General features: G+C 66.3%; 12 protein-coding genes. All 12 read left to right on the forward strand.

All coding sequences use genetic code 11. The annotated features are described in order from the left end of the window. Positions 1–6: 6 nt before the first annotated feature. The 12 genes from mftE (at position 7) to L1080_RS05195 (ending at position 14,795) form a co-directional block, all read left to right on the forward strand. Positions 7–699: a mycofactocin biosynthesis peptidyl-dipeptidase MftE gene (mftE, locus tag L1080_RS05140; protein WP_109331689.1), complete on the forward strand. Its 693-nt coding sequence runs from the start codon at positions 7–9 to the stop codon at positions 697–699. A 106-nt stretch (positions 700–805) separates the two neighbouring features. Beyond that, on the forward strand, positions 806–2,203 hold the full coding sequence (gene mftF / locus L1080_RS05145) for a mycofactocin biosynthesis glycosyltransferase MftF (RefSeq protein ID WP_250768901.1): 1,398 nt from the start codon (positions 806–808) through the stop codon (positions 2,201–2,203). Then, positions 2,203–3,678: a mycofactocin dehydrogenase MftG gene (mftG, locus tag L1080_RS05150; RefSeq protein ID WP_250768904.1), complete on the forward strand. Its 1,476-nt coding sequence runs from the start codon at positions 2,203–2,205 to the stop codon at positions 3,676–3,678. The genes mftF and mftG overlap by 1 nt, the downstream gene beginning before the upstream one ends. 80 nt (positions 3,679–3,758) lie before the next feature. Next, positions 3,759–5,069, forward strand: a complete 1,311-nt coding sequence (locus tag L1080_RS05155) for a sigma-54-dependent transcriptional regulator family protein (RefSeq protein WP_250768907.1) — start codon at positions 3,759–3,761, stop codon at positions 5,067–5,069. A gap of 76 nt (positions 5,070–5,145) precedes the next feature. Continuing rightward, positions 5,146–6,669 carry an aldehyde dehydrogenase gene (gene adh / locus L1080_RS05160; protein ID WP_109331686.1) on the forward strand — a complete coding sequence of 508 codons (1,524 nt, stop codon included), beginning with the start codon at positions 5,146–5,148 and terminating at the stop codon, positions 6,667–6,669. Beyond that, on the forward strand, positions 6,669–7,211 hold the full coding sequence (locus L1080_RS05165) for a DUF779 domain-containing protein (RefSeq protein WP_109331685.1): 543 nt from the start codon (positions 6,669–6,671) through the stop codon (positions 7,209–7,211). The genes adh and L1080_RS05165 overlap by 1 nt, the downstream gene beginning before the upstream one ends. 118 nt (positions 7,212–7,329) lie before the next feature. Further along, entirely contained in the window at positions 7,330–8,784 is a 1,455-nt protein-coding gene (gene eat, locus L1080_RS05170) for an ethanolamine permease (protein ID WP_159925573.1), read from the forward strand. Continuing rightward, a complete protein-coding gene (locus L1080_RS05175) occupies positions 8,781–10,193 on the forward strand; it encodes an ethanolamine ammonia-lyase subunit EutB (protein WP_109331683.1) in 1,413 nt (470 codons plus the stop codon). Before eat ends, L1080_RS05175 begins: the two co-directional genes overlap by 4 nt. Beyond that, positions 10,190–10,969: an ethanolamine ammonia-lyase subunit EutC gene (gene eutC / locus L1080_RS05180; RefSeq protein WP_159925575.1), complete on the forward strand. Its 780-nt coding sequence runs from the start codon at positions 10,190–10,192 to the stop codon at positions 10,967–10,969. Before L1080_RS05175 ends, eutC begins: the two co-directional genes overlap by 4 nt. A gap of 79 nt (positions 10,970–11,048) precedes the next feature. Beyond that, a complete protein-coding gene (locus tag L1080_RS05185; protein WP_250768910.1) occupies positions 11,049–11,594 on the forward strand; it encodes a hypothetical protein in 546 nt (181 codons plus the stop codon). Positions 11,595–11,717: 123 nt separating this feature from the next. Beyond that, the gene (locus L1080_RS05190) at positions 11,718–13,058 is read left to right on the forward strand and encodes an MFS transporter (protein ID WP_201453448.1); all 1,341 of its coding nucleotides are present in this window, start codon (positions 11,718–11,720) and stop codon (positions 13,056–13,058) included. A 99-nt stretch (positions 13,059–13,157) separates the two neighbouring features. Beyond that, entirely contained in the window at positions 13,158–14,795 is a 1,638-nt protein-coding gene (locus L1080_RS05195) for an AMP-binding protein (protein ID WP_250768913.1), read from the forward strand. Positions 14,796–14,809 lie beyond the last annotated feature (14 nt).

The following is a 14,809-nucleotide window of genomic DNA, read 5'->3' on the forward strand; positions in this document are numbered from 1 at the left end:
CGGGGCATGACCGCTTCCGGGCCCCTCGAGGACGCAGTGTGGACGGATTTGGACCGCGGCGGGGCGACTGTCGCCGTCCCTGTCGGCTCCCTCGAGCAGCACGGCCCGCACCTTCCGCTGGACACCGACACGGCAATCGCCGCAGCGGTGACAGGGGCCTTGCCCGGTGTGCTGGCGGCGCCCGCGATTGCCTACGGAGCCAGCGGCGAGCACGAGGCGTTTCCGGGAACGGTGTCGCTCGGCGCGGATGCGCTCGACACGGTGCTGGTGGAGTACGGGAGGTCGGCGTGCCGCTGGGCGGGTCGGGTGCTGTTCGTCAACGGTCACGGCGGCAACGGTCCCGCGCTGGTCAAGGCTGTTGCCTTGCTCCGGTACGAGGGCCGGGATGTCGCCTGGGTCCCCTGCGCCGTGCCGGGTGCAGATGCGCACGCCGGCCGTACGGAAACGTCCCTGTTGCTACACCTTTCACCCGACCGGGTACGTTTGTCCAGCGCCGAACCCGGCAATGTCGAACCTCTCGCAAGCTTGATGCCAAGACTGCGCGAAGGCGGTATGGTCGCCGTGTCGGCCAACGGCGTGCTCGGTGATCCGACGGGCGCCACGGCCGCGGAGGGGGCGCACTTGTTCGGCGCACTCGTCGAAGACGTGTCCAAGGCACTGGCCCGGTGGGAGCCGGGCCCCGATGGGAGGCTCACATGACCCACGCGGGAGTCCTCGGGTGGCTGAGGACGCATCGTCGTACCTTCGGTGTTCCCGATATCCGGTATGACCTGCCCGTGCTGTCCGACCCGCCTACCATCGACTGATGCGCCAAGCTCGACTTCCCGATGGATTCGGGATCCGGATCGATCCGAAGGTGCGCGCATATTCCGGCGGCCGAGTCCTCATCGGCGGTTCACCGACACGCATGTTGAAACTCGCGCCTACCGCTGCGGCCATGATCGGCGACGGATTTCTGGAGGTCGTCGATCCGCAGTCGGCGGTGGTCGCCCGCAGACTCCTCGATTCCGGCGTCGCCAATCCGCGGCCGATGAGCACTCCCTCACCCCAGGACGTCACCGTGGTCATTCCGGTGAAGAACAATCCGGGCGGGCTCCACCGCCTCCTCGCGTCGCTGCGGGGCCTGGAAGTGATCGTGGTGGACGACGGTTCCGACGTTCCGGTGGTCTCTCCCGCGTTGCAGAACGGGTGCGGACGTGTCACCGTTCTCCGCCACGACACCGCCAGGGGTCCCGCCGCGGCAAGAAACACCGGTCTCCGTTCCGCGGCAACCCCCTTCGTTGCCTTTCTGGACTCCGACGTGCTGCCTCGAACGGGATGGATCGAAGTGATGCTCGGCCATTTCAGCGACCCTGCGGTCGCGCTCGTGGCCCCGCGGATCGTCGCTCTCGACCCCGAGGCGAGCACGCTGGCGCGATACGAGCACGGCCGATCCTCACTGGATCTGGGGCGCAAGGAATCGGCGGTCCAATCCGGTGGGCCCGTGTCGTATGTGCCCAGCGCGGCGATGATCGCCCGCCGTGAGGTGGTGGACGAGTTCGGTGGATTCGACGAGTCCATGCACGTTGCCGAGGATGTAGACCTGTGCTGGCGCCTGCAGGAATCCGGCTGGCGGCTGCGGTACGAGCCTGTGGCTCATGTGGCGCATGATCACCGGGTCACCTTCGGCAGGTGGTTCGACCGCAAGTTGTTCTACGGGACAGGTGCGGCGCCGCTCGCCTCGCGGCACGCGGGGATGGTTCCGCCGCTGTCCATGTCTCCGTGGACGTTTTTCGCGTGCATCGCCGCGGCCACCTGCACTCGGCTCGGTCTGCTCGGAGCCGTCGCCACCCTGGCGATGATGGTGGTGCGTCTTCGCCGCATGTTCACCGGGCTCGATCAGCCAACCCGAATCGCCGCGATCCTCGCAGCCCAAGGGTTTGCGGGCGGTGCCTGGCAGCTCGCCTCCGCGATGTGCCGGCACTACTGGCCGATTACGCTCCTGGCGGTGGTGCTGTCGAGACGGATTCGCCGGATCGCCCTCGCCATCGCGATCGCGGAGGGGGTCGCCGACTGGGTCACCCACCGTGAACCCGGCGGACTGGGTCCCGTGCGGCACACTGCGTTCAAACGGATCGACGACATCGCCTACGGTGCCGGACTGTGGAAGGGCGTGATCGCTGCCCGTGATTTCGACGCCGTGAAGCCTCGGCTGAAATCGTAGTGGCCGGTCCCGTCCGAGCTGCCGACGTGGTAGTCGTCGGCGGTGGTTCGAGTGGTTGTGTCGTCGCTGCGCGGCTCAGCGAGGATCCTGACCGAACCGTCGTCCTGCTCGAGTCCGGTCCCGGGTATCGATCGGCGGCCGAGTGTTCTTCCGTGCTCGACTACCGCACATTGCCGGTCGGCCCGCGCAGTCCCTACGGCGACACCTACGGAATCGAACTGACGCCCGGCATACCTTCGGCCATGGTGCGCGGTCATGTCCTCGGAGGCTCGGGCGCCGTCAACGGTGCATATTTCATCCGCGGGACGGCGCCGGACTTCGATCGGTGGCCGCCGTCCTGGTCGTACGACCACGTGCTGCCCTTCTTCCGCGCACTGGAGACAGATGTCGATTTCGAGGGTCCATTGCATGGGGCAACGGGCCCTGTGCCGGTGCGCAGGCAACCGGCCGATCGGCTGAGTGCGGTGAGTGCAGCCTTCCACCTCGCCGCCCTCGACCTGGGGTTCGCGGAGGAAGCGGACAAGAACGGGCGCGACGGCGAGGGAATCGGACCCGTGCCGCTCAATGTCGGCGACGGCCGGCGGGTCAGTACGGCGTCGGCCTATCTGCTGCCCGCCCTCGATCGCCCCAATCTCACGGTCGACGTCGACTCGCACGTCGTTCGCATTCTTTTCTCCGGCACCAGGGCGGTCGGCGTCGAGATCGACAGCGGCGGCGCTCGACGGGTGGTCCGGGCGGATCGGGTCGTTCTCGCGGCAGGCGCCGTCGAGACGCCTGTGCTGCTGATGCACTCGGGAATCGGGCCGGCTGAACATCTGCGGGACAACGGCATTCGTCCGGTGACGGATGCACCGGGTGTCGGGAGCGACTTCAGCGACCACCCCGAAGTGGGTCTGCCCTATCGGGTGCGGGCTCCACTGCGCCGCGACGCCACCAGTCCGGTGCTCGAGGCCGTGCTCAACGTCGGGCAGATCGAAATCCGTCCGTACACGGCATCTTTCGATGTCCTCGTGCCCGGGTCCGGTCAGCCCGTTCCCCGGCTCGGAATAGGTGTGATGACCCCGGAGAGCCGTGGTCGAATTCGGCTGGCGTCCCCGCACCGCCGCGTTCGTCCGCGGATAGAGTATCGCTACGCGGAAACGGACTCCGATCGCCGGGCGCTCCGGGACGGCGTCGCGCTCGGTGTGGAACTTCTCCGATCGCCGGCCTTCCGCCCGCTGGTGGAGCCGGTATCAGAGGAAGTGTCGGACAACGCGGTGCGCGCCCACCTGGGGACGTCGCAGCACCTCTGTGGCAGTTGCCGAATGGGGGATTCGGACGACGCCGGCGCGGTGGTCGACGAGCGCTGCAACGTCCACGGAATCGACGGACTCACCATTGCCGACACGTCGGTGTTCCCGGTGGTGCCGAGTCGTGGCCCGCACGCCACCGCGGTGATGGTGGCCGAACGGGTCAGTACCTTCCTCTCGGGGTGACAGCCCCTACCTGCCCGACAGCCCTTGCCCGCCGGAAGTGTGGCCCGCGTTACAGTAGTAGAGACGCCGTGGAGGATCCGATGCAGAAGCAACCGCCCACCGGGGGCAACCCGTGGGTCGCCGTACGACCCGGCGACGATGTCGCAGTGCTCGCACGACGGGTGTCTTCGGCGCACCAATTGTTCGTCGACCGGTCCGTGCCCGCCGTCCCCGACACGGAGCAGAATGCCGTCCGCTCCGTCATCCTCGATTCGTGGATGCGGAGCACCCGTAAGGGCGTCAATCCGGACGGCGCCGCCCGGGCAGATCATCTTGCCGCCTCGGAGCTGGCCGAGTACCGGGCCTCGCATCCGATGGCGCTGATCCGCCCGGTCGTGCGCAAACTGCTCGTCGAGGACGCGGCCGATACCGGTCTTCTCGTCGCCATCACCGACGAGAAGGGACAGCTACTGTGGGTCGAAGGCGATTCCACGGCCAAGGATCGCGCGCTGAACATGAACTTCGTCGAGGGTGCCGACTGGAGTGAAGACACCGTCGGCACCAACGCGCCGGGAACGGCTCTGGCCCTCGATCACTGCGTGCAGATCTTCGGTGCCGAGCATTTCAGCCGTTCGGTCCACGAGTGGAGTTGCTCGGCTGCCCCGGTCCACGATCCTGCTACCGGGCTGATCGTCGGGGCGATCGACATCACCGGTGGTCCGCGGGTAGCCGTCCCCGAGGTGCTCTCGCTGATTCGAGCCACCGTTGCCGCGGCAGAAGCCGAACTACGGCTGAATCTGCTGCGCTCGCCGCAGCCCCTCGTCGACACCGTCACCCGATTGGAGGTACTGGGCTCGGGTCGGCCCAGCCTCGTCCGTGAAGGCCGGCGTACTCCGCTGTCGCGGCGCCACGCAGAAATCCTGCTGCTCCTCGCCGAGCATCCCGAGGGGCTCAGTTCGGACCGTCTCGCCGTCCTCCTCGACGAGAGTGATCTGGACTCGGTCACGATCAGGGCCGAGATGTCCCGGCTCCGAAAAGTTTTCGGGACGGCCGGTATCGGTTCGCGTCCGTATCGGTTGCTCGCCGACCTGGTGTCGGATGTGCAGCAGGTGCGCAGTGCCCTCGACCGGGGCCAGCTCGCCGCTGCACTGGACATCTACTCCGGTCCGGTGCTGCCCGGATCCGATGCACCCGGCGTCGAGGACATCCGGGACGAACTGCGTGCGCGGGTGCAGGCCGCGTTGCTCCGTGAGGGTGACCAGCGATTGCTGGCGCGGTGGACCACGTCGGTGCACGGCCGAGCAGACGTGGCCGCGTGGGAGGCCTATCTCGCCGGACTCGATCCACGTTCGCCCCTGTACTCGCAGGTCAAGTCTCGGGTCGATCTGTTCGATCAGCAGTACGCAACGTAGTTGCAACGGTACGTTCCCTAGTGTTGTGAGTCACATCCGAAAAGCAATTGAGCTTCACGACACCAGGGAGTTATCGATGACCGTGTATGCCCGCCCGGGTTCGCCCGACGCCGTCATGTCCTTCCAATCGCGTTACGACAACTGGATCGGCGGCCAGTGGGTTGCGCCCGTCAAGGGCCAGTACTTCGAGAATCCGACACCCGTCACCGGCCAGCCGTTCTGTGAGGTCGCCCGGTCTACGTCCGAGGACATCGAGCTCGCGCTCGACGCCGCGCACGCCGCGGCACCGGCTTGGGGCAAGACGTCTGTGGCCGAGCGCGCGATCATCCTGAACAAGATCGCCGACCGTATCGAGGAGAACCTCGAGTCCATCGCGCTCGCCGAGTCCTGGGACAACGGCAAGCCGATCCGCGAGACCCTGAACGCGGACATTCCGTTGGCCGTGGATCACTTCCGCTACTTCGCCGGGGCCATTCGAGCGCAGGAGGGGGCGCTGTCGGAGATCGACAACGACACCGTCGCGTACCACTTCCACGAGCCGCTCGGCGTGGTCGGCCAGATCATTCCCTGGAACTTCCCCATCCTGATGGCCGTGTGGAAGCTGGCGCCGGCACTGGCCGCCGGAAACGCGGTAGTGCTCAAGCCTGCCGAGCAGACTCCGGCGTCGATCCTGCACCTGATCTCCATCATCGGTGACCTTCTGCCCGCCGGTGTGGTGAACATCGTCAACGGCTTCGGTGTCGAAGCGGGCAAGCCGTTGGCGTCGAGCCCCCGGATCAGGAAGATCGCGTTCACGGGCGAGACCACCACGGGCCGGCTCATCATGCAGTACGCCTCGCAGAACCTGATTCCGGTCACCCTCGAGCTGGGTGGCAAGAGCCCCAACATCTTCTTCTCGGATGTGTTGTCCTCCAACGACGATTACCAGGACAAGGCACTCGAGGGATTCACGATGTTCGCCCTCAATCAGGGCGAGGTGTGCACCTGCCCGTCGCGGTCGCTGATCCAGGAGGACATCTTCGACGAGTTCCTGGCGATGGCCGCCATTCGCACCAAGGCCGTGCGTCAGGGTGACCCGCTCGACACCGACACGATGATCGGCGCGCAGGCGTCCAATGATCAGCTCGAGAAAATCTTGTCCTACATCGAGATCGGCAAGGGTGAGGGCGCCAAGGTCATCACCGGTGGTGAGCGCGCGGAGCTCGGCGGCGATCTGTCGGGCGGGTACTACGTTCAGCCGACCATCTTCACCGGCCAGAACAAGATGCGGATCTTCCAGGAGGAGATCTTCGGGCCCGTCGTGTCGGTCACCTCGTTCAAGGATTACGACCAGGCCATCGAGATCGCCAACGACACCCTGTACGGCCTCGGAGCCGGTGTGTGGTCGCGTGACGGCGGGGTCGCCTATCGCGCGGGCCGTGACATCCAGGCCGGCCGGGTGTGGACCAACACGTACCACCAGTACCCGGCGCACGCCGCCTTCGGTGGCTACAAGCAGTCCGGCATCGGCCGTGAGAACCACCTGATGATGCTCGAGCACTACCAGCAGACCAAGAACCTGCTGGTCAGCTACGCCGCGAAGGCTCAGGGCTTCTTCTGATGGACGCGGTTCGGGCGCCCGCGCGCCTGAAGGCAACCGCCGGGGCGGTGGAGCTTCTCCGCCGCCTCGGCGGTATCCACGGCGCGCTGATGATGCATCAGTCGGGTGGATGTTGTGACGGCTCCGCGCCGATGTGTTACCCGGACGGCGAGTTCATCGTGGGGGACCGGGACGTGCTGCTCGGCGTCCTGGACCTCCGTCTCGGCGTCGGTGAGACGTTGCCGACGCGCCCCGAGGGCGTCGACGCGGTTCCGGTGTGGATTTCCGGTTCGCAGTTCGAGGCGTGGAAGCATACGCAGCTCGTACTCGACGTCGTGCCGGGTCGTGGGTCGGGCTTCAGCGTCGAAAGCCCCGAAGGGATGCGGTTCCTCAGCCGGGCCCGCGCCTTCACACCCGAGGAGAACACCAGCCTCGCAGCCGAAGACGTCATCGTCGGTGAGCGGTGGGAGCAGGGCTGGCGGCCCGCCCCGTCCGCCGAGCCGCAGGTGGTCGCCGAGGCGGTCGACGCCTGCCCCGTGCCCGGCGCCCGCCCGGGCACATGACGCGGCTCCGGTTTTTACGTCGTGGACACCCCACGCTGACACGACGTGTACACAGCACGCTTACCGTTCGCCTCGGCACGTGCGCCGCGGCAGCATTCATATCGATGTAGGGGACGGAATGTCACTCGTTGAACCATCCAAGAATTCCGGAACCGGTGACCACCACGATGGTGTGGACTATCACTCCGAGGACAGCAGTTATCTCGAAAAGCGCACCCTCCGAAAGGGATCGGCAGGGTGGGTACTTCTCGCCGGCCTCGGAGTCAGCTATGTGATCTCCGGTGACTATGCGGGGTGGAACAACGGGCTCGCCGAGGGCGGATTCGGTGGTCTGCTGATCGCCGGTGTGGTCATCGCAGGCATGTACCTGGCGATGGTTCTCGGTATGGCGGAGCTGTCGTCTGCGCTCCCGGCGGCGGGAGGCGGCTACACCTTCGCCCGGCGCGCACTGGGTCCGTGGGGTGGATTCGCCACCGGCACGGCCATTCTCATCGAGTATGCGATTGCACCCGCCGCGATTGCCACCTTCATCGGCAGCTACGTCGAATCGCTCGAGCTCTTCGGGATCACCGACGGCTGGTGGGTGTACCTCGCCGTGTACGCCATCTTCATCGGCATCCACCTCACGGGTGCGGGCGAGGCTCTCAAGGCCATGTTCGTGATCACCGCGATCGCCCTCGTCGGGCTCGTCATCTTCGTGATCTCGGCGATCGGGCTGTTCGATGCGGGGAATCTGACGGACATCGCTCCCACCGACGCGGTGGGAGCGTCGAGCTTCCTGCCGTTCGGCCTGTTCGGCATCTGGGCTGCGGTACCGTTCGCGATCTGGTTCTTCCTTGCGGTAGAGGGTGTTCCGCTGGCCGCGGAAGAAGCGCGTGAGCCGGAAAAGAACGTACCGCGCGGGATCATCATCAGCATGCTCGTCCTGCTCGTCACGGCGGCGGCTGTGCTGTTCCTCGCCACGGGAGCGATGGGCGCCGAGGGTCTGGCGACTTCGGGCAATCCACTCGTCGAGGCCCTCGGTGACGGTACCGCCGCCAAGGTGGTCAACTACATCGGCCTGGCCGGGCTGGTCGCAAGCTTCTTCTCGATCATGTACGCGTACTCGCGGCAGACCTTCGCGTTGTCGCGTGCCGGGTACCTGCCGAAGAATCTGTCGGTTACCAATTCCCGCAAGGCTCCCACCCTCGCGCTCATCGTCCCGGGCGTCATCGGTTTCGCGCTCTCCCTCACCGGTGAAGGTGCCATGTTGCTCAACATGGCGGTGTTCGGCGCAGCCGTCAGCTACGTGCTGATGATGATCAGTCACATCGTGCTCCGCCGCCGCGAACCCGACATGACGCGCCCGTACCGCACCCCGGGCGGAATTGCCACCACCTCCTTCGCCCTCGTGATCGCGGCCGCTGCGGTGATTGCCACGTTCCTCGTCGACCCGGTCGCCGCACTGTGGACGCTGATCGCCTTTGCCGGGTTCATGGCCTACTTCGGCCTGTACAGCCGCCATCACCTGGTTGCCAATTCCCCCGACGAGGAGTTTGCTGCTCTTGCGGAGGCAGAGGAAGAGCTGGGATGACCATGTACACGCACTCGATAGCCGGTGTCGGATATACGTTCGACGGGCTCGTCGACCTGTTGGCCAAGGCCACGCCGCTTCGCAGCGGGGACGAGCTCGCCGGCTGCGCCGCGTCTTCGGACGCCGAACGTGCTGCGGCGCAGTGGGCCCTCGCCGACGTTTCCCTCACCACCTTCCTCGACGAACTCGTCGTGCCCTACGAGGACGACGAGGTGAGCCGGCTCATCATCGACTCGCACGATCGGGTGGCCTTCGGTGAGATCTCACATCTCACGGTCGGCGGATTCCGGGACTGGCTGCTCGAGGTGGCAGCGGGCAAGAATGCGGCCGAGATCCTGCGGCGAGTCGGCCCGGGACTGACTCCGGAAATGGTGGCCGCGGTCAGCAAGATCATGCGGAACCAGGATCTCATCGCTGTGGCCCGGGCCGTGCACGTCACCGCCGGGTTCCGAACCACGCTCGGCCGGCCCGGCACTCTGGGCACCCGGTTGCAACCCAACCATCCCACCGACGACCCGCGCGGGATCGCGGCCGCAACACTCGACGGTCTGCTCCTCGGGTGCGGAGACGCGGTGATCGGCATCAATCCGGCGACGGATTCCCCGCATGCCACCTCGGAGCTCCTTCATCTACTGGACGACATCCGTCAGCGATTCGACATCCCTGCGCAGTCGTGCGTCCTGTCTCACGTCACCACCACCATGGGACTGATCGAATCAGGCGTTCCCGTCGACCTCGTGTTTCAGTCCATCGCCGGAACCCAGGGCGCCAACTCGAGTTTCGGTGTGGATATCGCGCTTCTGCGGCAAGCCAACGAAGCGGGCCGCTCGCTGCGGCGCGGCACCGTCGGCGACAACGTCATGTACCTCGAGACCGGGCAGGGATCGGCGCTCAGTGCGGGCGCGCACCTCGGTACGGGCGGCCGGGCCGTCGACCAACAGACCCTCGAGGCCCGGGCGTATGCCGTGGCGCGCGACCTCGAGCCGCTTCTCGTCAACACCGTGGTCGGGTTCATCGGACCGGAATATCTGTACGACGGAAAACAGATCATCAGGGCCGGGCTCGAGGACCACTTCTGCGGAAAGCTGCTTGGACTGCCCATGGGCGTCGACGTCTGCTACACCAATCACGCCGAGGCCGATCAGGACGACATGGACACGCTGCTCACCCTGCTCGGTGTCGCGGGCGCGGCGTTCGTCATCGCGGTGCCCGGTGCGGACGACGTGATGCTCGGCTACCAGAGCCTGTCGTTCCATGACGCCCTCTACGCTCGTCAGGTCCTCGGGCTCCGGCCTGCACCCGAGTTCGAGGACTGGTTGCGCCGTCTCGGCATGGTCGACGGCGACGGCAGGATTCTGCCGGTGGATGCGGCGGCCTCACCGCTGCGGGCTCTGACGGTGGCATCGTGAACCACAGTGCGCACGAACCTGCAGCGCAGGACTTCTGGACCGAACTGCGCGCCACGACGCAGGCCCGAATCGGGCTGGGCCGGGCCGGTGATGCGCTGCCCACTCGGCGGGTGCTCGAGTTCCGCTCGGCGCACGCCGCGGCGCGCGATGCGGTGCACCAGCCGCTCGACGCGGCAGCGCTGGCGGACCAGGTCGAGACGGTCGGTCTGGGACGGCCGGTAGTCGTCGCCAGTCAGGCGAGCGACCGTGGCGAGTACCTGAGACGACCGGACCTCGGCAGGTCCCCCGCCGACCTGTCCTCCATTCCGAGGGGTACCGCCGAGGTCGGATTCGTGCTCGCCGACGGTCTCTCACCCCGCGCGCTGGCCGATCACGGGGTTCCACTCCTGTCGGCTCTGGTCGCGCAGCTCGGTGACACCTACGCTCTTGCACCGCCCGTCATCGCCACTCAGGCCCGGGTGGCGCTCGGTGATCACATCGCCGAGGCGATGGGAGTGCAGACGCTCGTACTGCTCATCGGGGAACGGCCCGGCCTGTCGGTGGCCGACAGTGTGGGTGTCTACTTGACCCACCTTCCCCGGCCCGGACGCACCGACGCAGACCGGAACTGCGTATCCAATATCCATCCCCCCGGAGGGCTCGGGTACGAGGTCGCGGCGCGCGTCGTGGCGTCGCTCGTCGTCGGTGCCAGGAAGCTCGGCAGATCCGGTGTGGATTTGAAGGACACCTCCCGTGCGGATGCGCTGGCGGCCCCCTCGGAGATCCTCGAACTGTAGTCGTGTTACCTAGAGGGTCGGCAGGTCCGCCCGGGTCTGCCCGTAACGACCCTGCACGGGTATGACGAGGAGAAGACCTATGGCCTTCGCTGGCAATGTGGACGAGTTGGCCCTACTGCAGGCTGTGCGTCTGAAAGAGCAGGTCAGTGCCGATGTGCTCGCCGAACACCTGGGAGTCGCCGCGGCGTCCGCGCAGGCCGCCTACGACGCCCTGCTGAGCCAGGGCAAGGCGGAGGAAGTATCGAGTGGCCGGATCGCTCTGACCGAGGCGGGACTGGCCGAACTCGAGGACCAGCTCGACGCCGAGCGGGTGTCCATCGACGAGGATTCCATCGCGGAGGTGTACGAGAGCTTCGTGCCGTTCCACGAGGAGTTCGTCGCACTGATCGACACCGCGGACGCCGATCAGCTTGCAGACCTCGATCGCCGCGCCTCCGTGGTGTTCGACGACCTGTCGGCGTTCGTCCCGCGGTTGTCCCGCTATCAGGACCTGTTCGCGGACGCGCTCGCGAAAGCCGCTGCCGGGGACAAGAAGTGGATAGCCGAGCCGGTCATCGACTCCTATGCAACGGTGTGGACGGAACTGCGCAGGGAGCTGCTGGGCGCTGCGGGCACGCCGGCCTGAAGCCCTCCCGGGCAGGCGGAAGTCACCACCCCCCATTCGGGGGTGGTGACGACGTGAGCCAGGTCACTACCTTTCCTCTTGTCCCGGAAGTCGGGACATCCACACGGACCACGGAGGAATCGAGTGAGCACAGTCTCCACATCGAGTGCGGGAGTGCCCCACACTCCCGCGCCGGTGCGCAAGGGCGGCACCAGCGTTCGTAAGGTGGCCGTCGCCAGTGGCATCGGGACGACGATCGAGTTCTACGACTTCTTCATCTACGGAACCGCTGCGGCGCTGGTTTTCCCCAAGGTGTTCTTCCCCGCCCTGGGCTCGACCGCCGGAACCGTGGCGTCGTTCGCGACGTTCGCGGTGGCCTTCGTCGCCAGACCGGTAGGAGCCATGCTCTTCGGTCACTACGGGGACAGAATCGGTCGTAAGAAGACCCTCGTTTCCACCTTGATCCTGATGGGCGTCTCCACGTTCCTGATCGGACTGCTTCCCGGTGCCGCCACAATCGGTGTCGCGGCCCCGATTCTTCTGGTGCTCTTGCGATTCGGTCAGGGATTCGCGGTCGGCGGTGAATGGGCAGGCGCCACACTGCTCACCGCCGAGTACGCCCCACCGGGCAAACGCGGACTCTATGCGATGTTCCCCCAGCTGGGCCCCGCCGTCGCGTTCATCCTCTCGAGTGCCACCTTCCTCGTCACCGGCGCCGTCTTCGGTGACACGAACTCCACCTTCCTCGACTACGGGTGGCGGATACCGTTCCTCTTCAGCGCCGTCCTGGTCGGTATCGGTCTCTACATGCGCCTCGCGATCGAGGAGACACCGGTGTTCCGCGCCGTGCAGGAGGCCGACCGGGCCGATGTTGCACCCCGGACGCTCCCGCTCATGGATGCGTGGCGCTACCAGACCAAGGAAATCCTTCTCTCCGCCGGTGCCCTCGCCACGCTCTTCGCCTTCTTCTACATGGGCACAGCCTTTCTCACCAGCTACGGCACCGCGACGCTCGGATTCAGCCGTCCCTTCGTTCTGACCGTCGGCATCGTCTCGGCGGTGGTCTTCGGGCTCACCATCATCGTGTCCGCGCTGTACTCGGACCGGATCGGTCGCCGCCGGGTCATCATGATCTCCTGTGCGCTGGCCGTGGTGTGGGCGCTGGCACTGTTCCCGCTGCTCGACACCGGTTCACCCGTCGCCTTCGCGATCGGCGTGATGGTGACGCTCGCGATCTTCGGAGTCGCGTACGGCCCCTGCGGGGCGCTGCTGCCCGAAATGTTCCAGACCCGCTACCGGTACACCGGGGCAGGCCTCGGCTACAACCTCGCGGGTGTGCTCGGCGGGGCAGTACCGCCCCTGATCGCAGCGCCGCTCGCGTCGGCATACGGAAGTGCAGCGATCGGCGTCATGCTCGCCGGGCTGGCCGTCGTGAGCCTGGTGTGCACGAAGGCGCTCGTCGAGACGAAGGACGAAGCTCTCTGACCGGGCGTCACGTCGACCGGGAGTAAATTCGAGAACGGAACGGCCTCGTGTGCCTGCCCGTCCCGTAGGTGTCCGTCGCGACGCCTGGAGAGGAAAGCTATGACAACGCCACTTCCCAGCTACACGTCCGGGCTCGGCGACGCCCCGATGTTGGGGGACACCATCGGAGACAACTTCGATCGAACGGTGGCCGCGCACGGTCGTCGCGACGCCCTGGTCGACGTTCCCTCGGGTCGCCGGTGGACGTACACCGAACTGGCGCAGGACGTGAACACGCTCGCGGCGGCCCTGCTCACCCGCGGCATCGTCAAAGGTGACCGGGTGGGCATCTGGGCGCCGAACTGCCCGGAGTGGACGCTCATCCAGTACGCCACAGCGAAGATCGGTGCGGTGTTGGTCAACATCAACCCCGCCTACCGGGCGCACGAACTGAAGTACGTGCTGGGGCAGGCAGGGATCCGGCTCCTGGTGTCAGCTTCTGAGTTCAAGACCTCCGATTACGGCGCCATGATCGAGGAGGTGCGCCCGGAGTGCCCCGATCTCGACATGGTCGTTCTCCTCGGCAGTCCCGAGTGGAGCACGCTGATGACGGACGGCGCGGCGGCCCTCGCCGACGACCCGTCGCGGCTCGAGGCAGCGCAGGCCGGGTTGTCGTCGGACGACCCGATCAATATCCAATACACCTCGGGAACAACCGGTTTCCCCAAGGGGGCCACCCTCAGTCATCACAACATCCTGAACAACGGATTCTTCGTCGGCGAACTGTGTCATTACACCGAGAACGACCGGGTGTGCATTCCCGTGCCGTTCTACCACTGCTTCGGCATGGTGATGGGCAATCTCGCCTGCACCAGTCACGGCGCCGCCATGGTGATTCCCGGGCCTTCCTTCGACCCGAGGGCAACCTTGCGAGCCGTCGAGGCAGAGAAATGCACGTCGCTGTACGGGGTGCCGACGATGTTCATCGCCGAACTCGCCGACCCGGACTTCGACCGGTGCGACCTGTCCACCCTGCGCACCGGCATCATGGCGGGATCACCGTGCCCGGTAGAGGTGATGAAGCAGGTGATCGAGCAGATGGGAATGGCCGAGGTGTCCATCTGCTACGGCATGACCGAGACGTCACCGGTGTCGCTGCAGACCCGCTCCGACGACACCATCGACCAGCGGGTGACGACGGTCGGGCGGGTCGGACCCCATCTCGAGGTCAAGATCATCGACCCTGCAACAGGATTGACGGTTCCCCGCGGCGAGCCGGGTGAACTCTGCACCCGCGGATACTCGGTGATGCTCGGGTACTGGAACAACCCGGAAAAGACGGCCGAGGCCATCGACGCGGCGCGGTGGATGCACACCGGTGACATCGGCGTGATGGATGCCGACGGGTACGTGGCGATCACGGGCCGGATCAAGGACATGGTGATCAGGGGCGGGGAGAACGTCTATCCCCGCGAGATCGAGGAGTTCCTCTACACCCACCCCGACATTCTCGACGCCCAGGTGATCGGTGTTCCCGACGCCAAGTACGGCGAGGAACTGATGGCGTGGATCCGCATGCGGGACGGTGCGCAGCCGCTCGACGAAGCCGCGGTCCGGGCATTCTGCACCGGCAAGCTCGCCCACTACAAGATCCCCAGATATGTGCACATCGTCGACGAATTCCCCATGACGGTGACCGGCAAGGTGCGCAAGGTGGAGATGCGTGAACAGTCGATGGCGTTGATCGGCGGGTCATAAGCCTCTTCGTGTCC

The sequence above is a fragment of the Rhodococcus sp. MSC1_016 genome, assembly GCF_023667485.2.
In the GTDB taxonomy this organism is placed as follows: domain Bacteria; phylum Actinomycetota; class Actinomycetes; order Mycobacteriales; family Mycobacteriaceae; genus Rhodococcus_F; species Rhodococcus_F oxybenzonivorans.

Excerpts from the sequence above, each read along its gene's own strand:
- L1080_RS05195 (WP_250768913.1), top strand. The coding sequence starts at position 13,158 with ATGACAACGCCACTTCCCAGCTACACGTCCGGGCTCGGCGACGCCCCG.
- mftF (WP_250768901.1), top strand. The coding sequence starts at position 806 with ATGCGCCAAGCTCGACTTCCCGATGGATTCGGGATCCGGATCGATCCG.
- L1080_RS05155 (WP_250768907.1), top strand. The coding sequence starts at position 3,759 with ATGCAGAAGCAACCGCCCACCGGGGGCAACCCGTGGGTCGCCGTACGA.
- adh (WP_109331686.1), top strand. The coding sequence starts at position 5,146 with ATGACCGTGTATGCCCGCCCGGGTTCGCCCGACGCCGTCATGTCCTTC.
- mftE (WP_109331689.1), top strand. The coding sequence starts at position 7 with ATGACCGCTTCCGGGCCCCTCGAGGACGCAGTGTGGACGGATTTGGAC.
- L1080_RS05175 (WP_109331683.1), top strand. The coding sequence starts at position 8,781 with ATGACCATGTACACGCACTCGATAGCCGGTGTCGGATATACGTTCGAC.
- L1080_RS05165 (WP_109331685.1), top strand. The coding sequence starts at position 6,669 with ATGGACGCGGTTCGGGCGCCCGCGCGCCTGAAGGCAACCGCCGGGGCG.
- eat (WP_159925573.1), top strand. The coding sequence starts at position 7,330 with ATGTCACTCGTTGAACCATCCAAGAATTCCGGAACCGGTGACCACCAC.
- L1080_RS05185 (WP_250768910.1), top strand. The coding sequence starts at position 11,049 with ATGGCCTTCGCTGGCAATGTGGACGAGTTGGCCCTACTGCAGGCTGTG.